This window comes from Streptomyces sp. NPDC034049 (genome assembly GCF_055575575.1).
In genome coordinates this window covers 152,479-178,961 of the sequence record NZ_JBVISJ010000006.1, presented here as the reverse complement: position 1 = coordinate 178,961, position 26,483 = coordinate 152,479, and the positions used below count along the sequence as shown (strand labels likewise).

General features: G+C 71.0%; 21 protein-coding genes and 1 tRNA gene. 17 read left to right on the top strand and 5 right to left on the bottom strand.

Annotated elements, in window-relative coordinates; translation table 11 throughout:
* Positions 1–375: 375 nt before the first annotated feature.
* The 5 genes from ACZ52C_RS19525 (at position 376) to ACZ52C_RS19505 (ending at position 7,058) form a co-directional block, all read left to right on the top strand.
* A complete protein-coding gene (locus ACZ52C_RS19525) occupies positions 376–1,668 on the top strand; it encodes an ABC transporter substrate-binding protein (RefSeq protein WP_469075904.1) in 1,293 nt (430 codons plus the stop codon).
* A complete protein-coding gene (locus tag ACZ52C_RS19520; protein WP_469075903.1) occupies positions 1,668–2,672 on the top strand; it encodes a carbohydrate ABC transporter permease in 1,005 nt (334 codons plus the stop codon). Before ACZ52C_RS19525 ends, ACZ52C_RS19520 begins: the two co-directional genes overlap by 1 nt.
* Positions 2,672–3,565, top strand: coding sequence for a carbohydrate ABC transporter permease (locus tag ACZ52C_RS19515; RefSeq protein WP_469075902.1), 894 nt, complete (start codon positions 2,672–2,674; stop codon positions 3,563–3,565). Before ACZ52C_RS19520 ends, ACZ52C_RS19515 begins: the two co-directional genes overlap by 1 nt.
* A 10-nt stretch (positions 3,566–3,575) precedes the next feature.
* Positions 3,576–4,202 carry a hypothetical protein gene (locus tag ACZ52C_RS19510; protein ID WP_469075901.1) on the top strand — a complete coding sequence of 209 codons (627 nt, stop codon included), beginning with the start codon at positions 3,576–3,578 and terminating at the stop codon, positions 4,200–4,202.
* Positions 4,203–4,310: 108 nt separating this feature from the next.
* Complete coding sequence (locus ACZ52C_RS19505; RefSeq protein WP_469075900.1) at positions 4,311–7,058, top strand: exo-rhamnogalacturonan lyase family protein; 2,748 nt, start codon at positions 4,311–4,313, stop codon at positions 7,056–7,058.
* Between the two features lie 109 nt (positions 7,059–7,167).
* Here ACZ52C_RS19505 and ACZ52C_RS19500 read toward each other — a convergent pair whose 3' ends face one another.
* A complete protein-coding gene (locus tag ACZ52C_RS19500) occupies positions 7,168–9,624 on the bottom strand; it encodes an SCO7613 C-terminal domain-containing membrane protein (RefSeq protein WP_469075899.1) in 2,457 nt (818 codons plus the stop codon).
* 102 nt (positions 9,625–9,726) lie between these two features.
* On the opposite strand from ACZ52C_RS19500, the gene ACZ52C_RS19495 reads away from it, so the two are divergent.
* Both ACZ52C_RS19495 and ACZ52C_RS19490 read left to right on the top strand, forming a co-directional pair.
* The gene (locus tag ACZ52C_RS19495; protein WP_469075898.1) at positions 9,727–10,185 is read left to right on the top strand and encodes an SRPBCC family protein; all 459 of its coding nucleotides are present in this window, start codon (positions 9,727–9,729) and stop codon (positions 10,183–10,185) included.
* A gap of 39 nt (positions 10,186–10,224) precedes the next feature.
* Positions 10,225–10,296: transfer RNA gene (locus ACZ52C_RS19490), tRNA-Val, on the top strand.
* A 39-nt stretch (positions 10,297–10,335) separates the two neighbouring features.
* On the opposite strand, the gene ACZ52C_RS19485 is transcribed toward ACZ52C_RS19490, so the two are convergent.
* Positions 10,336–11,064, bottom strand: coding sequence for an exonuclease domain-containing protein (locus ACZ52C_RS19485; protein ID WP_469075897.1), 729 nt, complete (start codon positions 11,062–11,064; stop codon positions 10,336–10,338).
* 168 nt (positions 11,065–11,232) lie between these two features.
* Between ACZ52C_RS19485 and ACZ52C_RS19480 the strand changes: the two genes are divergently transcribed.
* The 3 genes from ACZ52C_RS19480 (at position 11,233) to thrS (ending at position 15,155) form a co-directional block, all read left to right on the top strand.
* Complete coding sequence (locus ACZ52C_RS19480) at positions 11,233–11,799, top strand: DUF4365 domain-containing protein (RefSeq protein ID WP_469075896.1); 567 nt, start codon at positions 11,233–11,235, stop codon at positions 11,797–11,799.
* Complete coding sequence (locus ACZ52C_RS19475; RefSeq protein ID WP_469075895.1) at positions 11,796–13,073, top strand: hypothetical protein; 1,278 nt, start codon at positions 11,796–11,798, stop codon at positions 13,071–13,073. The genes ACZ52C_RS19480 and ACZ52C_RS19475 overlap by 4 nt, the downstream gene beginning before the upstream one ends.
* Before the next feature lie 105 nt (positions 13,074–13,178).
* The gene (gene thrS, locus ACZ52C_RS19470) at positions 13,179–15,155 is read left to right on the top strand and encodes a threonine--tRNA ligase (RefSeq protein WP_469075894.1); all 1,977 of its coding nucleotides are present in this window, start codon (positions 13,179–13,181) and stop codon (positions 15,153–15,155) included.
* 41 nt (positions 15,156–15,196) lie between these two features.
* Here thrS and ACZ52C_RS19465 read toward each other — a convergent pair whose 3' ends face one another.
* The gene (locus ACZ52C_RS19465) at positions 15,197–15,853 is read right to left on the bottom strand and encodes a potassium channel family protein (protein WP_469075893.1); all 657 of its coding nucleotides are present in this window, start codon (positions 15,851–15,853) and stop codon (positions 15,197–15,199) included.
* 67 nt (positions 15,854–15,920) lie between these two features.
* Between ACZ52C_RS19465 and ACZ52C_RS19460 the strand changes: the two genes are divergently transcribed.
* Complete coding sequence (locus ACZ52C_RS19460; RefSeq protein WP_469075892.1) at positions 15,921–16,481, top strand: HIT family protein; 561 nt, start codon at positions 15,921–15,923, stop codon at positions 16,479–16,481.
* A 234-nt stretch (positions 16,482–16,715) separates the two neighbouring features.
* On the opposite strand, the gene ACZ52C_RS19455 is transcribed toward ACZ52C_RS19460, so the two are convergent.
* A complete protein-coding gene (locus tag ACZ52C_RS19455; RefSeq protein WP_469075891.1) occupies positions 16,716–18,389 on the bottom strand; it encodes a hypothetical protein in 1,674 nt (557 codons plus the stop codon).
* Between the two features lie 217 nt (positions 18,390–18,606).
* The gene (locus tag ACZ52C_RS19450) at positions 18,607–20,805 is read right to left on the bottom strand and encodes an elongation factor G-like protein EF-G2 (protein ID WP_469075890.1); all 2,199 of its coding nucleotides are present in this window, start codon (positions 20,803–20,805) and stop codon (positions 18,607–18,609) included.
* Positions 20,806–21,034: 229 nt separating this feature from the next.
* Here ACZ52C_RS19450 and pgsA point away from each other — a divergent pair, with 229 nt between their 5' ends.
* The 6 genes from pgsA (at position 21,035) to pdxT (ending at position 26,455) form a co-directional block, all read left to right on the top strand.
* A complete protein-coding gene (pgsA, locus tag ACZ52C_RS19445; RefSeq protein WP_469075889.1) occupies positions 21,035–21,781 on the top strand; it encodes a phosphatidylinositol phosphate synthase in 747 nt (248 codons plus the stop codon).
* A complete protein-coding gene (locus ACZ52C_RS19440; protein WP_469075888.1) occupies positions 21,778–22,755 on the top strand; it encodes a phosphatidylinositol mannoside acyltransferase in 978 nt (325 codons plus the stop codon). Before pgsA ends, ACZ52C_RS19440 begins: the two co-directional genes overlap by 4 nt.
* Positions 22,752–23,912, top strand: a complete 1,161-nt coding sequence (locus tag ACZ52C_RS19435) for a glycosyltransferase family 4 protein (protein WP_469075887.1) — start codon at positions 22,752–22,754, stop codon at positions 23,910–23,912. The genes ACZ52C_RS19440 and ACZ52C_RS19435 overlap by 4 nt, the downstream gene beginning before the upstream one ends.
* A gap of 103 nt (positions 23,913–24,015) precedes the next feature.
* Entirely contained in the window at positions 24,016–24,561 is a 546-nt protein-coding gene (locus ACZ52C_RS19430; RefSeq protein ID WP_469075886.1) for a LemA family protein, read from the top strand.
* 361 nt (positions 24,562–24,922) lie between these two features.
* Positions 24,923–25,840: a pyridoxal 5'-phosphate synthase lyase subunit PdxS gene (gene pdxS / locus ACZ52C_RS19425; RefSeq protein WP_469075885.1), complete on the top strand. Its 918-nt coding sequence runs from the start codon at positions 24,923–24,925 to the stop codon at positions 25,838–25,840.
* Between the two features lie 6 nt (positions 25,841–25,846).
* Positions 25,847–26,455, top strand: coding sequence for a pyridoxal 5'-phosphate synthase glutaminase subunit PdxT (pdxT, locus tag ACZ52C_RS19420; protein ID WP_469075884.1), 609 nt, complete (start codon positions 25,847–25,849; stop codon positions 26,453–26,455).
* Positions 26,456–26,483 lie beyond the last annotated feature (28 nt).

Here is a 26,483-nt window from a genome sequence, read left to right as displayed (position 1 = left end):
CCGGTGCCTCTCGCCTCCTCGTGCGGCCCTCGCGCGCGGTCGGCCGGTCGTGCTCCGGAGGTGCTTCGGTGGCGGTCCGGGGCAGTCCGAGGGCGTCGGCCGGCCGTGCCCCGCTGACTCCTTTCAGTCTCGTGTGTCAGCCCCTCGGTGGCCCTCGTCGTGTTCGGCCCGTCGACCGCAACTCGCCGACCTGCGCTTTCGGTTGACCGGACGTCACCTGCGATGCCGCCTCGCCGGGCGCGGCGGCGACTCCGCTTTCCATCAATTCCTGTCCGAATCATTGACGTCTCCTGAGGCGCTCCGTACCTTGTGCCAGCAAGCGCTTACTTGAAACGATTCATGGCGCGGGACGCAGCGTCGCGGGGAGGCTCAACCATGCAGCAAAACAGGAACGTTGAGAGGCGGACGGTCCTCAAGGCGGCCGGAGCCTCACTGGCCGTCGTGGGCCTCGGGGCCACGGCCACGGCCTGTGGGGGCGACAGTGGGTCGTCGGGGGACGGGACGGTGACGATCCGTTACGCGTGGTGGGGCGCCGAGGACCGCGCCGAGCGCATCAAGAAGAGCATCGCGCTTTTCGAGAAGAAGTACCCGAAGATCAAGGTGAAGACGGACTTCCAGCCGTACCTCGACTTCTGGAAGAAGTTCAACACCCAGGCCTCCGGTGGAAATCCGCCGGACGTCTTCCAGAATGCCATCGGCTTCCTGCGGAAATATGACGCCAAGAATGTGCTGCTCGATCTCAAGCCACAGGTCGAGGCGGGCAACCTCTCCCTCGACGGCTTCAGAGCCGGCCTGGAGAAGTTCGGCGAGGTCGACGGAAAGCTGCTCGGGATCCCGGTCGGTTCCAACTCGATGGCCCTGGTGATCGACAAGCCCGTCTACACCAAGTCCGGTGTGAAGCCGGAGCAGGGGTGGACCTGGGACGACTTCGACGCGGCGATGAAGAAGATCCGCGACAAGGCGGGGCGCGCCGGCGACAGCGGCATGTACGGCGTGATGTACCTCTACGACCTCTACCTGCGCCAGAACGGCAAGGCGTTCTTCACCGAGGACGGGCTGGGCTTCACCGAGGCGGACCTGAAGTCCTGGTGGTCGAAGGCCGAGAAGGGCATCAAGGAGGGCCTCTACGCCGACCCCAAGAAGGTCGCGCAGATCAAGCCCAAGTCCGCGGTCGCCGCGGAGCTCGCCGCCGGTGAGTTCACCTGGGACAACTTCACCGTCCGCTACACAGCCGAGGGCAAGAGCGAATACGGTCTGGCGCCCATCCCGACCACCGACGGCAAGAAGACCGGCCAGTACCTCGGCTCCCTCATGCTCAGCGCCTCCAAGCGCACGCAGCACCCCAAGGAGGTCGCGCAGTTCATCGACTTCATGGTGCACGAGCCCGAGGTCGCCAAGATCATGGGCTACGACCGCGGAGTGCCCGCGACGCAGGCCCAGTACGACGCGTTCAAGCCGACCGACCCGGTCAACAAGGCGATCGCCGAGTACGAGGAGTCCCTCGTCGCGGCGGGCGTCCTGGAGCCCATCACTCCGCACCCGAACGGCGCCGACATCTGCGAGGCAGCCTTCCTGCGCATCGCCGAGGAGCTGGGTCTCGGCACCCGCACGGTCGACGACGCCGTCAAGCAGTTCTTCACCGAGTCGAAGACGGCTCTCGGCACCTGATGGGAACCACCGTGACACACGCCCCTGCGACGGAGGGCCTGTCCAAGGACCAGCGCTCCGAGCCGCGGCACCGTCCGGCCGACGCTCCGAACCCCGCCGCACGTCTGCGGCGGGGCCGCCGGGAGAACCTGGCCGGCTATCTCTTCATGTCCCCGTGGATCGCCGGGTTCCTGCTGCTCACAGCGGGCCCGATGGTCGCCTCGCTCTACTTCGCCTTCACCGACTACAACCTGTTCGACACGCCCAAGTGGATCGGCCTGGACAACTTCTCCGAGATGTTCGCCGACCCGCGCTGGCGACACTCGGTGCGGGTGACGCTGTGGTACGTCGTCGTCGGCACGCCGCTCAAGCTGCTGCTGGCCCTCGGTGTGGCGCTGCTCCTGGCCCAGAAGCGGCGTGGGCAGGCCTTCTACCGGGCGGCCTTCTACGCGCCCTCGCTGATCGGGGCCAGCGTCTCCATCGCCATCGTCTGGAAGGCGATCTTCTCCGACGACGCGATCGTCGACCGTACGCAGCAGATCTTCGGCATCGACGTCGGCGGCTGGACCGGCGACCCGGAAATGATCATCTACAGCCTGGTCGCCCTCACGGTCTGGCAGTTCGGCGCTCCGATGGTCATCTTCCTCGCCGGCCTCAAGCAGGTGCCGCGTGAGCTGTACGAGGCCGCCGAGGTCGACGGGGCGGGCAAGTGGCGGCGGTTCTGGAACATCACGCTGCCGATGATTTCGCCGGTCCTCTTCTTCAACGTCCTCCTGGAGACGATCCACTCGTTCCAGATCTTCAGCTCGGCGTACATCGTCGGCGGCGGCGCCGGAGGCAACGCCTGCGGTCCCGCGGACGGTTCGATGGTCTATACCTGTTATCTCTATGTCCAGGGCTTCGAGAACAGCCGGATGGGTCTGGCCTCCGCCATGGCGTGGCTGCTGCTGGTCGCGGTCGCCCTGGTGACGGCGGTGCTGTTCTGGTCCCAGAAGCGCTGGGTGCACTACGAGGAGGGTGCCTGATGAGCGCACAGGCCACCGAGATCACCCCGGCCCCGTCCGGGCGCGCGGGCGCCCTGCGGCGCAAGCTGCCCGGCTCCCTCGCCTGGCACATCGGGTCGCTCGCGATCCTCGCCGTGATCCTCTATCCGGTGATCTGGGTCGTCGGAGGCTCGTTCAAGAAGAGCGAGGACATCATCGGCAGCCTGGACCTGCTGCCGACCGACCCGATCACCGGCAACTACGCGCGGCTCGCCGACGGCATCGCCGACATCCCGATCTCCACCTTCTTCGTCAACTCGCTCACGCTCGCGCTCGGTTCGGTGCTCGGGATCCTGGTGTCCTGCTCGCTGACCGCGTACGCCTTCTCGAAGATCAAGTTCGCGGGCCGCAATCTGCTCTTCACGCTGATGATCGGCACGCTCCTGTTGCCCTACCACGTCCTGCTGATCCCGCAGTACGTGCTGTTCCGCAACATGGAAATGATCAACACCTACACCCCGCTGCTCCTGCCGAAGTACCTGGCCACGGAGGCGTTCTTCGTCTTCCTGATGGTGCAGTTCATGCGGAACCTGCCCAAGGAGCTCGACGAGGCCGCCCGGCTCGACGGCTGCGGGCACTTCCGGATCTACTGGTCGATCGTGCTGCCGCTGTGCCGGCCCGCGCTCATCACCAGCGCGATCTTCACGTTCATCAACTCCTGGAACGACTTCATGGGCCCGCTGATCTATCTGAACGAGCCCGACAAGTACACGGTCTCGCTGGGTCTGAAGATGTTCGTGGACCAGGACGGCGTCGCCAACTACGGCGGCATGATCGCGATGTCGCTGGTGGCCCTGCTGCCGGTGCTCGCCTTCTTCCTCGCCTTCCAGCGCTATCTGATCGACGGCATGGCCACGTCCGGTCTGAAGGGCTGAGGTGAACCCCATGGCGCTCGCCCGCCCCCGGACCCGTACGCGCGACCGTACGAAGTCGGCCGCACCCCGTGAGGAGTCCCTGCTCGCCGCGCGGTTCGCGCTGTTCGCCGAGTGTCTGCTCACCGGGGTGTGGATCGCGCTGGCCTCGCTGCCACTGGTGACGTACCCCGCCGCGTTCGCCGCGGGCTCCCGGCATCTGCGACGCCGTACGGTCCACGAGGGCGGCGGCTGGCGGGAGTTCGTGGCCGACTTCCGGTCGGCGGTGCGCGGCGGCTGGCTCGTCGGGCTCGCCGGGTGGGTGGCGCTCGCGGCGGTGTGGGTGGATGTCCAGGCCGTGCGCGCCGGGATCCCGGGCGGGCCGCTGGTCGGTGCGATCGGGGTCCTCGCGCTGATCGGCGCCGCCGTCGCCGGACTCCGCGCGGCGGCGGTCTGGCGGCCCGGCGCCACCTGGCGGGCCCTGTTGGGCGCAGCCGGACAGCGGACCGTGCTCGACCCCGCCGGATCCTTTCTGCTCGTCGGCGGACTGGCCGTGGTGGCCTGCTCCGCCTGGTTCGTCGCGCCGCTGGCGGTTCCGGTGCTCGGGGCCGTCGCGGCGGCGGCCGTCGCCGTGGAGGAGCGGTACCGGCGCCGCCGCTGACCGAAGCGGTGGTGCCTCGCACCCGGGCCGGCGCCGCGGAGCGCCGCGCCTCCCTCTGTCATGCCCCTGACTACTCGCACACGACTTCCCGTTCGGAAAGGAAAGGCCATGTCCCCCATCGACCGCAGGTCCCTTCTCAAGGCGGCCGCCGTCGCAGGAGCCGCAGCGCAGTTCAGCTGGGCGCTAGGGAGTTCGAACGCGCAGGCCGCGCCCGGAGCCGAGACCGCGCAGGCGGACCCGGTGACCCTGGACTGGCTGGAGGACGGCGGCCTCGGTGCCGCACCCGGTTCCACCGTGGGTGTGCCGTGGCCGAAGGGCGCCTACGAAAAGGAACAGTCGTTCTCTTTGACGGACGCGGACGGCACGTCCGTGCCGGTGCAGTCATGGCCCATCGGCTACTGGCCCGACGGCTCCGTGAAGTGGACCGCGCACGCGGTCGGCGCGGGCGCCGGCTCCGGCAAGCTCACCCTCGCCGCCGGCACGCCCGCCGCGCCGGAGAAGAAGGTCACCGTCGACAAGAGCGGCGGCACCATCGACGTCTCGACCGGCGTCATCACCGCGAAGATCGGCAAGTCCGGCTCCACCCTCGTGAAATCGGTACGGCGCGGCTCCACCGAGATCGCCCACACCGGCCGGCTGGTGCTGCTGCGCCAGCCCGAGATCGAGGACGGCGACCAGGGCACCGAGAAGTACGAGCGCTTCGAGAGCGTCATCGACGAGGCCGAGGTCGAGCAGGAGGGCCCGGTCCGCGCGGTCGTCCGCATCGACGGCAAGCACCGCAAGGGAAGCCGCAGCTGGCTGCCGTTCTCGATCCGCCTCTACTTCTACGCGGGCGCCGAGTCCTTCCGCATGGTGCACACCATCACCTTCGACGGCACCCAGGAGCCCGGCAAGGCGAGCGGCGACTTCATCCGCGGCATCGGGGTCCGCTTCAAGGTGCCGATGCGCGACGCCGCGTACGACCGTCACATCCGTATCGGCGGCGAGGGCACCGGCCTGCTGCGCGAGGCGGTCAAGGGCGTCACCGGACTGCGCCGCGACCCGGGCGCGGCCGTGCGCACCGCCCAGTTCGAGGGCGAGAAGCTGCCCGACCCCTCGACGTGGGACCAGCGGGTCACCACCCGCCTGCAGTACATCCCCGAGTGGGGCGACTACACGCTCTCGCAGCTGTCGGCCGACGGCTTCGCCGTCCGCAAGCGCACCAAGAAGGGCCACGGCTGGATCCCGGCCGGCGGCGGCCGTCGCGCGAGCGGCTTCGGGTACGTCGGCGGCGCGTCCGGCGGATTCGCCTTCGGCCTCAGGGACTTCTGGGAGAAGTTCCCCGCCCAGCTCGACATCCGCGACGCCCAGACCGACACCGCCGAGGTCACCCTCTGGCTCTGGTCGCCCGAGGCCCAGCCCATGGACCTGCGCTTCTACCACGACGGCATGGGCCAGGACACCTATCCCGAGCAGCTCGAAGGCCTCAACATCACCTACGAGGACTACGAGCCCGGCTTCGGCACCCCCTACGGCATCGCCCGCACCAGCGAACTCCTCTTCTGGGCCCACGAGTCCACCCCGAGCGCCGAGGACATGGCCAAGCAGGTCGAGGCCGTCCGCACCCCGCCGCAGCTCGCCGCCCCGCCCAAGCAGCTCATCAAGGCCGGCGTCTTCGGCAAGCTGTTCTCCGAGCCCGACCGGTCCACCGCTTCCAAGGCCAAGATCGAGGACCACCTCGACTTCCTCTTCACCTATTACAAGGACCAGGTGGAGATGCGCCGGTGGTACGGCTTCTGGGACTACGGCGACATCATGCACAGCTACGACCCCAGCCGCCACCAGTGGTGCTACGACGTCGGCGGCTACGCCTGGGACAACTCCGAACTCTCGCCCGACCTGTGGCTGTGGTTCGCGTACATGCGCTCCGGGCGCGCCGACATCTTCCGCTTCGCCGAGGCCATGACCCGCCACACCGGCGAGGTCGACGTGTACCACCTCGGGAAGTGGGCGGGCCTGGGCACCCGCCACGGCGTTCAGCACTACGCCGACAGCGCCAAGCAGCAGCGGATCGCCAACACCACCTACCGCCGCTACTACTACTTCCTCACCGCCGACGAACGCGTCGGCGACCTCATGCACGCCAACGTCGACTCCGACGAGACGTTCCTCGTCCTCGACCCCATCCGCAAGATCCGCACCGAGCCCTACACCCCCGACCGCAACGCCCTGTCGATCGGCTTCGGCACCGACTGGTCGGGGCTGGTCTCGGCCTGGCTGACCGAGTGGGAGCGGCGCGGCCCCAAGTGGGAGAAGGCCAAGGCGCGCGTGCTGTCGACCATGGAGACGATCGCGGCCCAGCCCAACGGCTTCGTCCAGGGCACCGGGCTGTACGACCTCGACACCGGCAAGTTCGCCGTCGCGGACAAGCCCGTGGTCGGCGTCTCTCACCTGTCGGCCATGTTCGGCCTGGTCGAGATGTGCGCCGAACTCATCGACCAGATCGAGATGCCCAAGTTCAAGGAGGCGTGGCTCGACTACTGCCGCTACTTCAACGCGACGAAGGCGGAGCAGGCCGCCCGCTACGGCTCCAACTTCGGCACCCTGCTGCTCTTCCAGGGTCACTCGCGACAGGACGCGTACGCGGCGGTGCAGTTGAAGGACGACAAGCTCGCGGCCCGCGCGTGGCGGCAGTTCTACAACAGCGCCGACACCTGGGACTACAAGGAGTCGACCGACTGGACCACGAAGAAGATCGAGGGACCGACGGCGCTCGTACCGGGCAGTGAGGCGGCGTGGGTGTCGACCAACGCGACGGCGCTGTACGGGCTCGCGGCGATTCAGAACCTGGCGTTGGTGGGCGACAAGATGCCGTAGCGCTCCGCTGGGGGAGCAGGGGGGCTTTGGGGTGCCTGGGGGCGGTGGGGAACTGCGGGTTCGTTGTGGCTGGTCGCGCGGTTCCCCACCGCCCCTGACGGGGCGCGCCTCAGCTCAGCTTTCCGAAAAGGTTCCGCACTCGTCGGGCGTCGCGCAACCGATGCTCGTACGTGGCGCCCAGGGCGAGCAGGGCCAGACCGGCGAGTGCGGGAGGTACCCAGCGGGGGAGGGCGTCCACGACCTGGGCGATGTAGGGGGCCAGTTCGTGCAGGGCGACCAGGGCGAGGGTGGCGCCGCCGAGGAGCAGCGGGGCCTGGAGGCGGTGACGGGCGCCCAGCAGGGTGACGGCCAGGGAGGCGAGGCCCAGCAGCAGGGGGCGGAGCCAGTGCGTGTCGCCCCACGCCGCGACGAGGCTCGGGACGAGCGTGACGGCGAGTCCCGGGCCGTACGCCGTCCAGGAGGAGACCGTCAGGTCCCGGCGTCGGCGCAGCAGGCCGACGACCAGGGCGGGGAGGGTCACCGGCAGGGTGTACGCCTCCGGTGAGCCGATCTCCCAGACCGCCAGCCGCACCCAGGAGGCCGTCACGAAGAGCGCGGCGGCCACATAGCCGAGGTGACGGCGGTCCGGGCGTACGGACGCGCCCGTGACGATCACTCCGCAGAGCGCGAGGGTCAGGGCCAGCAGAGGCGGGTGTGCGGCCGAGAGCGCGATCGCCAGGAGGCCGGCCGCCGCGCCGGTCGCCTCGACCGGGATCGTCGTGGGGGAGTCGCCGAGACGGGCCGCGAGCAGGGCCGCGAACGCCGGAACGGTCAGCACGAGCAGCGCGGTGTGCTGCGGCTGCCAGCCGGCGGACGCGCCGATCGCGCAGGTCAGAGCCGTGGCATGGACGAGCGAGGCGGGCGCGGCGAGGGGGCCGAGGTCGGTGCGCCATCCCGCCGCCGCGAACAGGACGGCCGAGGTCGCGAGGGCGATGAGGGTCGCGGGTTCGGTGGCCAGGGAGTGCAGGACCAGGTTCACGGAGGTGACCAGGGCCAGGAGGATGCCGGTGAGCGGCAGCGGCGACCGCAGGCGGTCGAACGCCGTGGACGGCCGGGGGTGCTCCTCGGTCGCCGGCCGCGCGAGCCCGGCAAGGGCCAGGGCGGCGGCCACCAGGAGCCCCTGGACCACCAGCCCGGCCGCGTACGGCAGTCGCAGGACCGCGGGGAGGACCAGGAGCGTCGCCCAGGCGAGGACCGAGGCACCGACCAGGCCCGCGGTCCGCCATGGGGCGGTGCGTCCGGTCAGGACGAGCACGCCGGCGACGGCCGCGAGCACGAGGGGGACGGTCGCCGTGTTCGGGGGCCAGGGGACGTCCAGCGTCACCGCCGCGCGGGCGTCCGAGGGCGCGCCGGACCAGATCCGCTCGAGCACACCGACCGGCCCCAGCAGCGTGATCGCCACCACCGGCACCGTGGTGGCCAGCGCCAAGGCCTGGACGACGGCACAGGCGTGGACGAGACCACGCCGTACGGGCTCGGGGGCCTGTGCCCGTACGGCTGTCAACAGGGCGAGCCCGCACGCGAGATGGGCCGGGACCGTCCACACCTCGGGCAGGACCGCGCGGGCGACGCCGCCGAGGCCGACCACCGTGAGAAGTCCGGCGGTGACGGCGGCGGCGAGGGCCGGGGCGGGCTTCGGGGTGAGCCAGGCACTTGTGAGGGCGATCGCCGCCGCGAGGGCGAGGAGCGCCGCCGCACGGGCGGCGGCGCTCGGGCCGGTGGCGGCCCACGAGAGCCACCCGGCCGCCAGTACACCCCAGAGACCCCAGCCGACCGCGCCGACCACGGCGACGATCCTTACCGCCTTCAGGGACCCCCGGAGCGCGATCGCGGTGTCGGCCGCCGCTGTCACCAGCAGCACGGCCGTGACCGTCTCCACGCTCGCGTGCACCGCGAACGACCAGAGCAGGAGCGGGAGTTGAGCGGCGACCAGGGCCAGGGGGAGCGGCAGGCCCAGGGCGGTGCGGGGCGCCGTCGAGCCGGACTCCGCCGCCCGGGTCGGCAGCGCGCCGAGTCCCAGCCCGTACGCCGCCCACACCGCCGCGAGCACCGCCGTCGCGGCCGCCGCGTACCCCGTACCGTCCGCCCCGGTGAACGCGACCTCGTGCAGGGCGTACGCGTCCAGGACGGTCAGGGCGAGGCCCAGGCCGGCCACCGCCTCGGCCGTCGAACGCAGACCGCGCCGGAGGAGCGGTACGGGAGTGCCGAGCGCGGCCACCGTCACCGCGCCGAGCACCAGCGCCCGGCCCGCGATGCTCATGTGTCCCCAGCTGACCAGCGTGAACGCGATCGCCGCGACGGTCAGCAGCACGCCGCCGAGGACCAGCAGCACGTTCTGCACGCGGGGCGCGGTCGCCTCGGGGCGCCGTACGGACGGTGCGTTGGCCGTCGGCCCCGGCGCGGCGGCGTACAGGGCGCTGACCAGCCGCGCGCGACGGCTCAGCAGGAAGGCGCGGCGGGCGTCGAGGTGCCGCAGCTCGGCGTCGAGGACCCGCAACTCCTCGGCAGGGGACGGAAAGGACGTCATGCACCGGAGTGTGGTCCGCGTCACGGCGTACGGCATGAGTGCGCGTACTCAGGACGTACTCAGTTCCCGCGCGAACCGGCCCCGGGCAGGCACAATCCGACCATGGACTGGTGCCACTACCGCTTCCGCAGCCTCTGGAACCTGCCCGCCCGCCCCACCGCCGTGTACGACGTCCTCCAACGCGCCGACGACTACCCGCACTGGTGGCCCCAGGTCCGGGAGGCGACCCGGATCGACGACACCACCGGCACCTTCCGGATCCGCTCGCTCCTCCCGTACGACCTCGCCTTCACCGCGCGGGAGGTACGGCGCGACCGGGCGGCCGGTGTCCTGGAGATCGACATGACCGGTGACATGGACGGCTGGGCCCGCTGGACGCTCACCGCCGACGAGACCGGCACGCTCGCCCGCTACGACCAGGAGGTCGACGTCCGCAAACCCCTGCTGCGACGGCTCGCCGTACCGGGACGGCCCGTCTTCCGCGCCAACCACGCGCTGATGATGCGAGCGGGACGACGAGGCCTCCTCGCGTACCTCACGACGGACGGGCAAGCGGTTTGAACCAGACCCGTCGGGGCCTGTATTGTTCACTCCGTTCCCGGGCGATTAGCTCAGTGGGAGAGCGCTTCGTTCACACCGAAGAGGTCACTGGTTCGAACCCAGTATCGCCCACCGGGAAAAGGCCGGTCCGCAGCAGCGGACCGGCCTTTCTCATGCCGCCGCGGCCGGCAGCTCCGGACGCAGCGGCCACGCCGGGTCCACCGCCTCCTCCGTGCCGCTGCGGGCGAACCATGCCTGGAGGCCACGGGCCTGGGCCGCGTGCCACACGGCTTGCAGGGTGTGCAGTTCGGCGGGGGACAGGCGGGCCAGCCGCGTCGCGAAACGGTGGCCCACCGCGCGGACGACGTCCATCGCGGCCTGCGCGTCGGCCGCCGCGTCGTGCGCGCCGTCCAGGGCCACCTCGTAGTGCGCGCACAGATCGGTGAGCGTGCGCCGGCCCTTGCGGTAGCGGTCCAGATGCTTGTCCAGGACCCGCGGATCGAGGACCCGCAACGGCGTCGTCTCGAACCAGCGGTCCAGCGACGAGGCGCGATGCCGTCGCAACTCGCGGTCCAGCAGGGTCAGATCGAACGGCGCGTTCATCACGACCAGCGGACGGCCCCGCACCGCCTGCTCGGCCAGCGCCCTGGCTATCTCCTCCATCACCGGCGCCGGCCAACGGCCGTCGCGCTGCACCTGCTCGTCCGTCAGCCCGTGCACCGCCGTCGCCGCGGCGGGCACCGGCACGCCCGGGTTCACCAGCCACCGGGTCACCCGGGGACGGGTACCGGGCGCGTCCTGGACGACGACGGCGGCCGACACGATCCGGTCGGTCTCGACGTCCACGCCCGTGGTCTCCGTGTCGAACGCCGCCAAGGGTCCCTCGTACCAACACGTCATTTGTCCACAACTCCTCGTTCACCCACGGCAGCTGACGTCCCGTCTTCTGCCAGTTTGGTGATACCCGGGCTGTTTGCGCCGTACGCCGGACGGAGACAACAGAAGTACGGGTCTGCGCAGTTCAGGGGCCCGGCACGAAGAAACACCTGTAGGGGAAGGCTGTTGGTCATGGCCATAGCGCAGCCCGAGCGGGGCGGGCTGCTGCCCGAGCACGCGGTACCGCTCCGCGGCTCCCTCGCCACCACCGCCTGCATGGAGACCCTGCAGGTGGGCTATCTGCACGCGGTGGCGGCCGCCGCCGGCTGCTCCCTGTCCCAGCCCTTTCCGGACAACGGCATCGACTGGCACGTCAGCCACGGCTCGCCCGGTCACACCGTCGACGACGAGGTCACCATCAAGGTGCAGCTCAAGGCCACCTACCAGCTGGCGCCGAACCCGCCGGGCCGCTCCTTCTCCTTCACTCTCGACAACGACCATCTGGCGAAGCTCGCCCGCACCCCCGTCTCGGTGCACAAGATCCTGGTCGTGATGATCGTCCCCAGGTCGCAGGAGCAGTGGCTGCGGGCCGGCCACGACCGGCTCGACCTGCGGCACTGCTGCTACTGGACCAATCTCGCCGGACACCCGATCACCGGTCGGCGCCGCACCACCGTGCGCGTCCCGACCTCGCGCATCTTCGACGACCGAGCGCTCTGCGAGATCATGACGCGGGTCGGAACGGGAGGCAGACCGTGACCCACGGCCCCATCGACGACACCCCGCGCCCGCGGTCCGCGGGCGTCTCCGCGCGCCGCCCCATCAACCAGCCCGCGGGCCCCGCGCGCCCCCACCCCGTCGAACCCACCTGGACCCAGCCGCCCGACCCCGCACAGGTGGACCCCGCCGTGCTGGGCGCCCTGCTGCGACGGCACGGGTGGCAGCGGCGCGGCGGAGCCGCCGGGCGGTACGGGCGCTGGACCCCGCCCGAGCCGGCCGGGCGGGCCATGAGCCTGCTCGTGCCGGAGAACCGGGCCTTCCCCGACAGCGACGACCTGCTCGGCGAGGCACTCACGGCGCTGTCCCGCAGCGGTTCGCCCGCCGCGCGGGACGTGCTCATCGCCCTCACCCTGCCCAGCGACGAGATCCACTGGTGGCGCGACGTCCCCACCGGCCCCCTCGGCACCGCCTCCTGGGTCGTCGAGGACCAACTGCGCTCCGCCGCACGCCAGATGCTCCTCGCGGCGGCCCTGGCCACCCGCGCCCGCGCCGGCTACCACGGCGCCCGGCACCGCCTGCCCGCCGCCGCCTCGCTCGACGGTGTCCTCGTCGGCGCGGCCCCCGGCGGCCGCCGGCTGACCGCCTTCGTCCCCGTCGCCACCGGCCGCCCCCTCGCCTTACGACTCCACCAGGCCCTGTACGCCGCCCGCGAGGCCATCGACTACCAGCGCGCCACCGGCGGCATGGACGCCTTCGACGGCGCCGTCGAGGCCGGGGTCAGCCACGAGCTGACCGAGGCCCTCGTCGCCCTCGTCCGCGGCACCGAGGGCGCCCGCGTCGCCGTCGACTGGGCACCCGCCGCCGGAGTCCCCGAGGGCGGCGCGACACCGGCCGACCCCGTCGAGTTCTCCCCGGGCGACCTGCCCGTACTGCGCGAGGCCGGGGCGCGCTACCTCCGCGCGGAACCTCCGATGCCGGTGCGGATCACCGGGGCCGTGGTGCGGATGCGCCGGTCGGCGGCGCGCGGCGAGGGCACGGTACGGCTGCGGGTCATCGCCGGCGCCGAGGTCCCGCACGTCCGGATGACCCTGGACGAGGAGTCGTACCGGATCGCCGGACAGGCCCATCTCGTCGGCCTGCCGGTGCGGGTGCACGGCAGGCTGGAGAGCCGGGGCGGCTTCCGGCGGCTGACGAACGCCGACGGGATCGCACCCGTGCAGGTCGACGAGGCCGAACGGGACCGGCTGATGAAGTCGCTCCAGGAGACCGCGGAGATCACGGCCTTCTTCGAGGAGACGTGCGGAGGGGACTGACCGCGTCCGCCCTTAACCGTTTCGCAGTGGACACCCCTGGCTCGGTACGATTCGAGGACCACCTACGGAAATCCGTAGGTGGTCCCCTTCAGTCAGGAGAGACCGGTGTCCGACGTCCGTGTGATCATCCAACGCGATTCCGAGCGGGAAGAGCGCGTGGTGACGACGGGCACTACGGCCGCCGACCTCTTCGCCGGCGAGCGGACCGTCGTCGCGGCCCGCGTGGCCGGAGAGCTGAAGGACCTCGCGTACGAGGTGCGGGACGGCGAGACCGTCGAGGCCGTGGAGATCTCCTCCGAGGACGGTCTCAACATCCTGCGCCACTCCACCGCACACGTCATGGCCCAGGCCGTGCAGGAGCTGTTTCCCGAGGCGAAGCTGGGCATCGGGCCGCCGGTCCGGGACGGGTTCTACTACGACTTCGACGTGGAGAAGCCGTTCACGCCCGAGGATCTCAAGGCCATCGAGAAGAAGATGCAGGAGATCCAGAAGCGCGGTCAGCGCTTCTCCCGCCGCGTCGTCACCGACGAGGCCGCCCGGGAGGAACTGGCGAACGAGCCGTACAAGCTGGAGCTGATCGGCCTGAAGGGGTCGGCCTCCTCCGACGACGGCGCGGACGTCGAGGTCGGCGCCGGCGAGCTGACGATCTACGACAACCTGGACGCCAAGACCGGTGACCTGTGCTGGAAGGACCTCTGCCGCGGTCCCCACCTGCCCACCACCCGCAACATCCCAGCGTTCAAGCTGATGCGCAACGCCGCCGCGTACTGGCGCGGCAGCGAGAAGAACCCCATGCTCCAGCGCATCTACGGCACCGCCTGGCCCTCCAAGGAGGAGCTGAAGGCCCACCTCGACTTCCTCGCCGAGGCGGAGAAGCGCGACCACCGCAAGCTGGGCAACGAACTCGACCTGTTCTCCATCCCGGACGAGATCGGCTCCGGCCTCGCCGTGTTCCACCCCAAGGGCGGCATCATCCGCCGGGTCATGGAGGACTACTCGCGCCGCCGGCACGAGGAGGAGGGCTACGAGTTCGTCTACACCCCGCACGCCACGAAGGGGAAGCTCTTCGAGGTCTCGGGCCACCTGGACTGGTACGCCGACGGCATGTACCCGCCCATGCAGCTCGACGAGGGCGTGGACTACTACCTCAAGCCCATGAACTGCCCGATGCACAACCTGATCTTCGACGCGCGCGGCCGCTCGTACCGTGAACTGCCGCTGCGCCTCTTCGAGTTCGGGACGGTGTACCGGTACGAGAAGTCCGGCGTCGTGCACGGCCTCACCCGCGCCCGGGGCTTCACCCAGGACGACGCGCACATCTACTGCACCCGCGAGCAGATGGCGGACGAGCTCGACAAGACGCTCACCTTCGTCCTGAACCTGCTGCGCGACTACGGCCTCACCGACTTCTACCTGGAGCTGTCCACCAAGGACCCGGAGAAGTTCGTCGGCTCGGACGAGGCGTGGGAGGAGGCGACCGAGACACTCCGCCAGGTCGCCGAGAAGCAGGGCCTCCCGCTGGTCCCGGACCCGGGCGGCGCCGCGTTCTACGGTCCGAAGATCTCCGTCCAGGCGAAGGACGCGATCGGCCGTACCTGGCAGATGTCCACGGTCCAACTCGACTTCAACCTGCCGGAGCGCTTCGACCTGGAGTACACCGGCCCGGACGGGTCCAAGCAGCGCCCGGTCATGATCCACCGCGCGCTCTTCGGCTCGATCGAGCGGTTCTTCGCCGTGCTCCTGGAGCACTACGCGGGGGCGTTCCCGGCCTGGCTCGCGCCGGTCCAGGCGGTCGGCATCCCGATCGGTGACGCGCACGTGGAGTACCTGCAGAAGTTCGCCTCCGAGGCGAAGAAGCAGGGTCTCCGCGTCGACGTCGACGCCTCCTCCGACCGTATGCAGAAGAAGATCCGCAACGCCCAGAAGGCGAAGGTGCCCTTCATGGTCATCGCGGGCGACGAGGACATGGCGGCCGGTGCCGTCTCCTTCCGCTACCGCGACGGCTCGCAGGAGAACGGCATCCCCGTCGAGGAGGCCATCGCGAAGATCGCGCAGGTCGTGGCGGACCGCGTCCAGATCTGAGGCGTACCCGCACCGAGGTCGGGGCGAGGCCCCCGGAGAGTTCAGCTCTCCGGGGGCCTTGGCTCGTCCTCCCGCGCGAACACCTGGAGCAGCCAGGTCCCGAACGAGCCCGTCACCGTGCCGAGCAGGGCGAGACCGCAGGCCATCAGGAACACGGCGATCGTCCGGCCCAGCGGCGTCACGGGGGTGACGTCCCCGTACCCCACCGTGGCGAGCGTGGCGCAGGTCCACCACACGGAGTCCCCGAACGTCAGGATCGTCGCGCCCGGTGCGTCGTGCTCCTGCTGGTAGACGGCGAGGGCGCCGGTGAAGCCGAGCAGGGTCACCGAGAGGCCCGCGTAGACGGCCACGCGCGCGTGCAGGGAGAGCCGGGGCCGTTCGTGGCGGCGCTGCACGGCGTCGTGGATCTGCACCACACGCAGGGGGCGCAGCAGCGGCAGCACGAGCACGATCGTGTCCAGCCAGTGGACGCGGACGAACTTCGGGCCCAGCCCGCTCAGCCGCCAGCGCACCGCGTAGTCGAGGACGAAGATCGCCCAGCACGCCATGGTCACCGCGAGACAGAGGTCGAGCCGGACCTGGGGGAGGTCGTGGGCCAGTACCCGCACCGCGTACGACGCCAGGAAGAGGGCCGACGCCCCGGCGAGGACGCGTCCCGTACGGCGTTCCCAGCGGAGCGCGAGGCTGTCGTGGTCCATCGCCTCAGCTTCGCCCCGGCCGTCCCGCGTCGGTACCCGGCGACACGCCGCGAACGGGCGAAGCCATATGCTGCACTGCATGACGAGTGAGCCGGAGCAGCAGATCGGAGTGGGAACGCAGGACGCGTTCCAGCGCCTGTGGACGCCCCATCGGATGGCGTACATCCAGGGTGAGAACAAGCCGACCGGCCCTGGGGCCGACGACGGCTGTCCGTTCTGCTCGATCCCGGCCACATCGGATGAGGACGGCCTGATCATCAGGCGTGGGGAGCACGTGTACGCGGTGCTCAACCTCTACCCGTACAACGGCGGCCACCTCATGGTCGTGCCCTACCGGCACGTCGCCGACTACACCGACCTGACGGCGCCGGAGACGGCCGAGCTGGCCGAGCTGACCAAGCAGGCGATGACCGCGCTGCGGACCGCCTCCGGCGCGCACGGCTTCAACATCGGCATGAACCAGGGCTCGGTCGCGGGGGCGGGCATCGCTGCCCACCTCCACCAGCACATCGTGCCGCGCTGGGGCGGCGACACCAACTTCATGCCGGTCGTCGGCCACACCCGGATCCTGCCGCAGCTCCTGGCCGACACGAGGAAGATGCTGGCCGAGGCGTGGCCTACGGCGTAGCTGCCGGGTCGGGTGCGTGGGGGGATTGGGCCGTTTTCGTCCGCGGGTGCGTGGGGGCTGGTCGCGCAGTTCCCCGCGCCCCTCAAAAAGCAGGGGCTGCGCCCCGTGCTTTTTGATGAAGGGCCGAAGGCCTCCTTCAGGGGCGCGGGGAACTGCGCGAGAACCCCCACGCACCCGCACCCGAATACGGCCCCCAATCCCCCCGCACCCCCCCAGCCCAAGCCAGCGCAGCGCTCACGCGTCGTAGAGGTCCGCCTTCCGCGGCGTCGGATCCTGTACCGCCCCGCTGAGGAACCCGGCCCGGGAGCCGAACTTCTCGGTGTCCACGCCGTTCTCCTGGAGCACCTTGATCGCGGCGTTGTGCACCACGCGCAGTACCGGTGTGGCGGCGCGCAGCGCGTCGTCGGCCATGAAGCGGTGCCGCCACGGCTGGTCGGCCCAGGCGTGCCGCAGGCCGAACGGCTCGGGCAGGCCGATGGAGCCGCCGAGCCAGTTGAGCAGCGGCGGGTACCAGGTCAGCGGGGCGCGCGCGGCGAGCCGTACGACCTCGTCGGCGTCGACGAGGGGAAGCTTGATCTTGCGTGTCTCCCAGAAGCGCAGCGACTTCTGGACTTCCTTCTCCTTGGCCGCGGGACCGGTCGTGAACAGGCCGTGCACCGGCCCGAGGGCGTGCCCGGTCACCTCGATGCGGAGCGTCTGGTGCAGCACGGTCACCGTGACCAGCATGGTGATGATCAACTGCCCGTCCCAGAGGGTCCATTGGACCCCCAGGTAGTGGCGGTTGCCGCTGCCGAAGTGCTGCTTGTTGCAGATCTCCTGTATGGCGTGGGTCTTGTACTGGTAGGCGTCCACGTCCGTGCTGTCGGGCCGGGCCACCGCGCCGGCACCCTCGCCGATGGGGCTCACGATCCAGTGCTTGATGGAAGGGGCCGTGAAACCACCGGTGTTGAGTGGAGTGCGCTCCAGCATGCGCAGCTGGTCGTGGATGGCGCGTATGACGTCCCAGCTGCGGAACGGGTGGATCTCCTTGCCCGCTTCGGCCGGCACGAGCTCCTCGGCGAGCTGCCAGCTGCCCCAGCGGGTGCCCATGCCGAGGATGCCCTTGGGGCCGGCGTAGAAGACGAGGTTGGAGCGCTGCTCGGCGCTGAGCCGGGCCAGCTCCTTGCGCAACTGCTCGGCCTTGGTCTCGCCGGGGCTGCCGGGCACGGCCTCGGGGATCTTGGCGCCGATGCCGCCGCCCGCCAGCAGGCCGGCCCAGCGGTCCCGCAGATCCTTCGCGGCGCGCTCACAGATCTGCTTGGCCCAGAACCAGCCGACCACCGGCAGCACCACGCAGGCACGCGCGTACCAGGCCCAGAAACCGTCGAAGGGCATCTTGAGCAGGAAGATCACGGCGAGGGCGCCCATCGCGACCAGCAGGGTGGTGCCGAGGGCGCCCGCCCGCTTGTCGTCGCGCTTGGCGACCGTCGTACGGATCTGGAAGACCAGCAGCCACAGCAGGAGCCCGGGAAGGAACAGCAGGCCGCACAGGACCGTGATCGCCGAGAGCCAGTTGTCGCGCTCCCGGCGGATGTTGTTCGCCGCGAGGCAGTGCTCGACGACGACCTGTGGCTCCATGCCGAAGGACTGGATGAGCGGTTTGCGGCCCGCGCCGACCATCCGGTCCCGCACCGCCAGGGAGAAGGCCTCCCCGAGGTTGGGCCGGAAGATGGTGGCCCACTTGCGACCCGGTTTGACCGAGGACTTGTGCCAGTCGTTGTTGGCCTTGAGGATCTCCGCGATCTCGTTGTCCCGGTAGGCAGCCGACGCCAGGGCGTACGTCGCCGCCGTCTGGCCCGCGGCGCCCGTCAGCGGCACCTGTGCCCCGGGAGTGAAATCGAAATTGTCCGCCACCGCCGCCGCCCCCATCGCCGCACACTCGCTCCTGCGGCTCTTCCCGACTTCCGTGCTCCGCACACCTGTTGATCAGGTCATAGCCTGATCTGGTCCTGATCGAGCCATACTTGGCGATCAGGTGATCAGCGTATCCGTAGCCGTGGACATCGCGCGGCGCCGGGAACGGACATTCACGGAACCCACCGGTGGACGGCCGCGGCCGCGCACCGGTGACCTCCGTCCCCGCCGCTCAGTTCTCCCGGGCCTGCTCCCGCAGCTTCTCGGCGACATGGGACGGCATCGGCTCGTGCCGCGTGTACCGGCGGCCGAAGCGCGCGGTGCCGTGGGAGAGCGAGCGCAGATCGACGGCGTACCGGTCGATCTCGATCTCCGGTACCTCGGCCCGGACGAGGGTGCGTCCGCCGCCCGCCTGCTCGGTGCCGACGACCCGCCCGCGCCGCCCGGACAGATCGCTCATCACCGGGCCCACGTACGAGTCGCCGACCAGGACGGACACCTCCGCCACCGGCTCCAGGAGATGGATCTTCGCGTCGGCCGCGGCCTCCCGCAGCGCCAGCGCGCCCGCCGTCTGGAACGCGGCGTCCGAGGAGTCCACCGAGTGCGCCTTGCCGTCGCGCAGCGTGATCCGGACGTCGATGAGCGGATAGCCGGCCGCCACACCCTTCGCGGCCTGCGCCCGCACCCCCTTCTCGACGGACGGGATGAACTGCCGGGGCACCGCGCCGCCGACGACCTTGTCGACGAACTCGATGCCGGAACCGCCGGGCAGCGGCTCCACCTCGATCTCGCAGATCGCGTACTGCCCGTGCCCACCGGACTGCTTCACGTGGCGGCCCCGGCCCGCCGATCGGTCGGCGAACGTCTCCCGCAGGGAGACCAGGTGCGGTACGACGTCGACCTGGACGCCGTAGCGGCTGCGCAGCCGTTCCAGCGCCACGTCGGCGTGCGCCTCGCCCAGGCACCACAGGACCACCTGGTGCGTGTCCTGGTTCTGTTCGAGCCGCATCGTCGGGTCCTCGGCGACCAGCCGGGCGAGGCCCTGGGAGAGCTTGTCCTCGTCGGCCTTGCTGTGCGCCTGGATGGCGAGCGGCAGCAACGGGTCCGGCATCTCCCACGGCTCCATGAGCAGCGGGTCGTCCTTGGCCGAAAGCGTGTCGCCGGTCTCGGCGCGGTTCAGTTTCGCCACACAGGCCAGGTCGCCCGCGATGCAGTGCGTGAGGGTCCGCTGCTGCTTGCCGAACGGGGCGGACAGGGCGCCGATCCGTTCGTCGACGTCGTGGTCCTCGTGCCCGCGGTCGGCCAGCCCGTGCCCGGAGACGTGCACCGTCTCGTCGGGGCGCAGTGTCCCGGAGAAGACCCGGACCAGGGAGATCCGGCCCACATAGGGGTCGCTGGCGCTCTTCACGACCTCCGCGACGAGCGGCCCGTCCGGGTCGCAGGCCGATGTGATCTCGCGAGGGCGGCCCTCGGGGGTCGTCACCGTGGGCGCCTCGCGCTCCAGGGGGGTGGGGAAGCCGCCGGTGATCAGTTCGAGGAGTTCGACCGTGCCGAGGCCCTGCTTGGCGCCCTCGGCCGCCGGGGCCGCCGCCAGCACCGGGTGGAAGACCCCGCGCGCGACGGCCCGCTCCAGGTCGTCGACGATCGTCCTGACGTCGATGGCCTCGCCGCCGAGATAACGGTCCATGAGGGTCTCGTCCTCGCTCTCGGCGATGATCCCCTCGATGAGCCGGTTGCGGGCCTCCTCGATCGCCGGCAGCTGCTCCGGGCCCGGCTCGGACTCCTTGCGCTCGCCGGAGGAGTAGTCGAACAGCTTCTGTGACAGCAGTCCGGTCAGCCCGGTCACGGGCGCGTGCCCGTCCGGGCCCTGGGGGCCGTGCAGCGGGAGATAGAGCGGAAGCACGGCGTCGGGGTCGTCCCCGCCGAACGTCTCCGCGCAGATCCGGGTCATCCCCTCGAAGTCCGACCGCGCGGCCTCCAGATGCGTGATCACGATCGCCCGCGGCATGCCGACCGCCGCGCACTCCTCCCACACCATGCGCGTCGCACCGTCGACGCCGTCCGAGGCCGAGACGACGAAAAGGGCCGCGTCCGCCGCTCGCAGACCGGCCCTGAGTTCCCCGACGAAGTCGGCGTATCCGGGGGTGTCCAACAGATTGATCTTGCACCCGCCCCATTCGACGGGGACGAGCGAGAGCTGTACCGAGCGCTGCTGCCGGTGCTCGATCTCGTCGTAGTCGGAGACGGTGCCGCCGTCCTCCACGCGGCCCGCCCGGTTCACCGCTCCCGCCGTCAGCGCGAGAGCCTCCACCAGCGTCGTCTTGCCCGAACCGGAGTGGCCGACCAGCACCACATTCCGTACGGACGCGGGGTGGTCGGCCGCCGTAGCCCTGCCGGCGGCTCCGGGATGTGAGTTCGCCTTGTCGCCCATGGTCCTGCCTCCCGTGCACGGTGAGGTCACTGTGGGCGCGGACATACCGATCCGCGTGCGGTGCGGCTCCGGTGACGCCCGCGGTGTCTTCGAGCTTTGCACTCGCGTCACGGTGCGTCCATACGAAGGACGTGATCGCTCCTCACGGCCCCGGTCCCGCCCGGGGGACACGGCGGGCTGGTGCCCGACGGTCGCACACGCGCGCGCGTGGCTACGATGGGCCAGCCGGATGGCCAGCAGGGGCCACGCGGCGACACCGACCCTCGGGAAGGCCATGCTGAACAAGTACGCGCGTGCATTCTTCACGCGTGTCCTCACACCGTTCGCCGCGTTTCTGATCCGCAGGGGCGTCAGCCCCGACACGGTCACCCTGATCGGCACCGCCGGAGTGATCGCGGGCGCGTTGGTCTTCTACCCCCGGGGCGAGTTCTTCTGGGGCACGATCGTCATCACGCTGTTCGTGTTCTCGGACCTCGTCGACGGCAACATGGCCCGCCAGATGGGCCGCTCCAGCCGCTGGGGAGCCTTCCTCGACTCCACGCTGGACCGGGTCGCCGACGGCGCGATCTTCGGCGGGTTCGCCCTCTGGTACGCGGGCAACGGCGACGACCTCGCCCTGTGCGCCGTCTCGATCTTCTGCCTGGCGAGCGGCCAGGTGGTGTCGTACACCAAGGCGCGCGGCGAGTCGATCGGTCTGCCGGTGGCGGTCAACGGGCTGGTGGAGCGCGCCGAGCGCCTGGTGATCTCGCTGGTCGCGGCCGGGCTCTCCGGCCTGCACGCGTTCGGGGTGCCCGGTATCGACGTCCTGCTGCCCATCGCCCTGTGGATCGTCGCCGTCGGCAGTCTCGTCACGCTGATCCAGCGCGTGGTCACGGTCCGCCGCGAATCCGCCGAGGCCGAGGCGGAGGCGGAGGCCGCCGCCACGACCGCCCAGGACACCCCGGACACCGCCCGCAACAGCGAGGCGACCCCGTGAGCGTGCTGCGGGAGCGGTTGACCGACGGGCTGTACGGCCTGGGCTGGGGCACCGTGAAGAAGCTCCCCGAGCCTGTCGCGGTACGCCTCGGCCGCACGATCGCCGACGCCACCTGGAAGCGTCGTGGCCCCCTCGTGCGCCGCCTGGAGGCCAACTACGCGCGCGTGGTGCCCGGCGCCAGCCCGGAGCGCCTGGCCGAGCTGTCCCGCGCGGGGATGCGCTCGTACCTGCGCTACTGGATGGAGTCCTTCCGGCTCCCCGCCTGGAGTGAGGAGCGGATCAGGGGCGGCGTCACCGTCAAGGACCTGCACCACCTCACCGACGGCCTCGCCGCCGGACGGGGCGTCGTCCTCGCGCTGCCGCACCTGGCCAACTGGGACCTCGCCGGCGCCTGGGTCACCACCGAGCTGAAGATCCCGTTCACCACGGTCGCCGAACGCCTCAAGCCCGAGACGCTCTACGACCGCTTCGTCGCCTACCGCGAGGGCCTCGGCATGGAGGTCCTGCCGCACAGCGGCGGCTCCGCCTTCGGCACCCTCGCGCGGCGGCTGCGCGACGGCGGCCTGGTCTGCCTGGTCGCCGACCGCGACCTGTCCGCGTCCGGCCTCGAGGTCGACTTCTTCGGCGAGCCCACCCGGATGCCCGCCGGACCGGCCCTCCTCGCCCAGCAGACCGGCGCGCTGCTGCTGCCGGTGACGCTCTGGTACGACGACTCGCCCGTCATGCGGGGACGCGTGCACCCCCCGATCGAGGTACCCGGGACAGGTACCCGGGTGGAGAAGACGTCTGTCATGACACAGGCGCTGGCAGACGCCTTCGCCACCGGTATCGCCGACCACCCGGAGGACTGGCACATGCTCCAGCGCTTGTGGCTCGCGGACCTCGACCCCGCGAGGAGTCCCGACGGCCCCACGCCCCCCGCGCCGAGACCGGCGACGGATCCCGTGACGGACTCCGAGAAGGGACGCCCGTGAAGATCGGGATCGTCTGCCCGTACTCCTGGGACGTGCCCGGGGGAGTCCAGTTCCACATCCGCGACCTGGCCGACCACCTCATCCGCCTCGGCCACGAGGTGTCGGTCCTCGCCCCCGCAGACGACGACACACCCCTGCCGCCGTACGTCGTCTCCGCGGGCCGCGCGGTGCCGGTGCCCTACAACGGCTCGGTGGCCCGCCTGAACTTCGGCTTCCTGTCGGCGGCCCGGGTGCGGCGCTGGCTGCACGAGGGCACGTTCGACGTGATCCACATCCATGAACCGGCCTCCCCGTCGCTCGGCCTGCTGGCGTGCTGGGCCGCGCAGGGCCCGATCGTCGCCACCTTCCACACCTCCAACCCGCGCTCCCGGGCCATGATCGCGGCCTACCCGATCCTCCAGCCCGCGCTGGAGAAGATCAGCGCGCGGATCGCGGTGAGCGAGTACGCCCGCCGCACCCTGGTCGAACACCTGGGCGGCGACGCGGTCGTCATCCCGAACGGCGTCGACGTCGACTTCTTCGCCCGCGCCAAGCCCAACCCGGACTGGCAGGGCGACACCCTCGGCTTCGTCGGCCGTATCGACGAGCCCCGCAAGGGGTTGCCGGTGCTGATGAAGGCCCTGCCGAGGATCTTCGCCGAGCGCCCGCACGCCCGGCTGCTGGTCGCCGGGCGCGGGGACGAGGAGGAGGCGGTCGAGAGCCTGCCCAGGGAACTGCGCTCCCGCGTCGAGTTCCTCGGCATGGTCAGCGACGAGGACAAGGCCCGCTTCCTGCGCAGCGTCGACGTCTACGTCGCCCCCAACACCGGCGGCGAGAGCTTCGGCATCATCCTCGTCGAGGCCATGTCCGCCGGCGCCCCCGTCCTCGCCTCCGACCTCGACGCCTTCGCCCAGGTCCTCGACCAGGGCACCGCGGGCGAGCTCTTCGCCAACGAGGACGCCGACGCCCTCGCGACAGCCGCCGTACGCCTCCTCGGCGACCCGGACCGCCGTGCGGAACTCCGCGAGCGGGGCAGCGCGCACGTACGCCGGTTCGACTGGTCCACCGTCGGCGCCGACATCCTCGGTGTCTACGAGACCGTCACGGAGGGCGCGGCGTCGGTGGCGGCGGACGAACGGGTCGGACTGCGGGCCCGGTTGGGGCTGGCCAAGGAATGACCCCGGCGGGTGCGGGGGGCCGCTCGCGCGGTCCCCCGCACCTCTGGCGGTGGGCCGAACGCGGACGCGGCGGTGGTGGACACCGGTAGTAGCCTTGCCGCCCGTGACTTCGACACTCATCTGGATCGCGGTCGTCCTGTTCGCGATCGGCCTCTATCTGAGCTGGACCGCGGGACGCCTCGACCGGCTGCACGCGCGCATCGACGCCGCCCGTGCCGCGCTCGACGCGCAGCTGCTGCGCCGTGCGTCGGTCGCCCAGGAGCTGGCCACCTCCGGAGTGCTGGACCCGGCCGCCTCGATCGTCCTCTACGAGGCGGCGCACGCGGCCCGGCAGGCCGAGGAGGAACAGCGCGAGGTCGCCGAGAGCGAGCTGAGCCAGGCGCTGCGGGCCGTCTTCGCGGACCCGCAGCAGGTGGAGGTGGTGCGCGAGGCGCCGGGTGGGGAGGACGCGGCGAACGAGCTGGCCCAGGCGGTTCGGCGGGTGCCGATGGCGCGGCGCTTCCACAACGACGCGGTGCGGGCGGCGCGGGCGCTGCGTCGGCATCGCAAGGTCCGCTGGTTCCGGCTCGCCGGGCACGCGCCCTTCCCGCTGGCCTTCGAGATGGATGACGAGCCGCCGGTCGCCCTGGCCGACCGGGCCACGTCCTGACTTCTGGGTGGCTTAGAGCTCGGGGGTGCGGGTTTCGTCGGCGGGTGCGGGTGCGGGTGCGGGTGCGGGTGCGGGTGCGGGTGCGGGTACGTGGGGCTTCTCGCGCCGTTCCCCGCGCCCCTAAAAGATCAGGCCCTGCGGGCCTGGAAGACCACGGCCCTGCGGGCCTGAAAGCACGGGGCGCAGCCCCGGCTTTTCAGGGGCGCGGGGAACTGCGCGACCAGCCCCCACCCACCCGCACCCGACCCACGCACCCCCACAAAACGATCCACCGCCTCCCCATTGGCCCTTGCAGTGGCCCGCACCCCTCGCGTTTCCTCGGTGTTTGCAGCAACCCCCTTCTCCGAGCGAGGTCAAACCCGTGTCCAGCACGCTCTCCAACTCCGCCGCCCAGACCCCCGAGACCGGCACCGCCCGCGTGAAGCGCGGCATGGCCGAGCAGCTCAAGGGCGGCGTGATCATGGACGTGGTCAACGCCGAGCAGGCGAAGATCGCCGAGGACGCCGGCGCCGTGGCCGTCATGGCCCTGGAGCGGGTCCCCGCCGACATCCGCAAGGACGGCGGCGTGGCCCGGATGTCGGACCCCACCATGATCGAGGAGATCATCGAGGCGGTCTCCATCCCCGTGATGGCCAAGTCCCGCATCGGTCACTTCGTCGAGGCCCAGGTCCTGCAGTCCCTCGGTGTCGACTACATCGACGAGTCCGAGGTCCTCACCCCGGCCGACGAGGTCAACCACTCCGACAAGTGGGCCTTCACGACCCCCTTCGTCTGCGGCGCCACCAACCTGGGCGAGGCCCTGCGCCGTATCGCCGAGGGCGCGGCCATGATCCGCTCCAAGGGCGAGGCCGGCACCGGCAACGTCGTCGAGGCCGTCCGCCACCTGCGCCAGATCAAGAACGAGATCGCCCGCTTGCGCGGCTTCGACAACAACGAGCTGTACGCCGCCGCCAAGGAGCTGCGCGCCCCGTACGAGCTGGTCAAGGAGGTCTCCGAGCTGGGCAAGCTCCCGGTGGTCCTCTTCTCCGCCGGTGGTGTGGCCACCCCGGCCGACGCCGCGCTGATGCGCCAGCTCGGTGCCGAGGGCGTCTTCGTCGGCTCCGGCATCTTCAAGTCCGGCGACCCGGCCAAGCGCGCCGCCGCCATCGTGAAGGCCACCACCTTCTACGACGACCCGAAGATCATCGCGGACGCCTCCCGCAACCTGGGCGAGGCCATGGTCGGCATCAACTGCGACACCCTCCCCGAGACCGAGCGCTACGCGAACCGGGGCTGGTAGACACCCATGAGCGACACCCCCGTCATAGGCGTCCTGGCCCTCCAGGGCGACGTACGGGAGCACCTCGTCGCCCTGGCCGCGGCCGACGCCGTGGCCAGGCCGGTGCGGCGCCCCGAGGAACTCGCCGAGGTGGACGGCCTCGTGATCCCCGGCGGCGAGTCCACCACCATCTCCAAGCTCGCCGTCCTCTTCGGCGTCATGGAGCCCCTCCGCGCGCGCGTGCGCGCCGGCATGCCCGTGTACGGCACCTGCGCCGGCCTGATCATGCTCGCCGACAAGATCCTCGACCCCCGCTCGGGGCAGGAGACCATCGGCGGCATCGACATGATCGTGCGCCGCAACGCCTTCGGCCGCCAGAACGAGTCCTTCGAGGCGGCGGTCGACGTCAAGGGCGTCGAGGGCGCCCCCGTGGAGGGCGTCTTCATCCGCGCCCCCTGGGTCGAGTCCGTGGGCGCCCAGACGGAGGTGCTGGCCGAGCACGAGGGCCACATCGTCGCCGTACGCCAGGGCAACGCCCTCGCCACGTCGTTCCACCCGGAACTGACCGGCGATCACCGGCTGCACGCCCTCTTTGTCGACTTGGTGCGCGCGAACCGGGCGGCGGAGTCCTTGTAGGATCTCTGGGGTTCGTACGGAGTTGGGT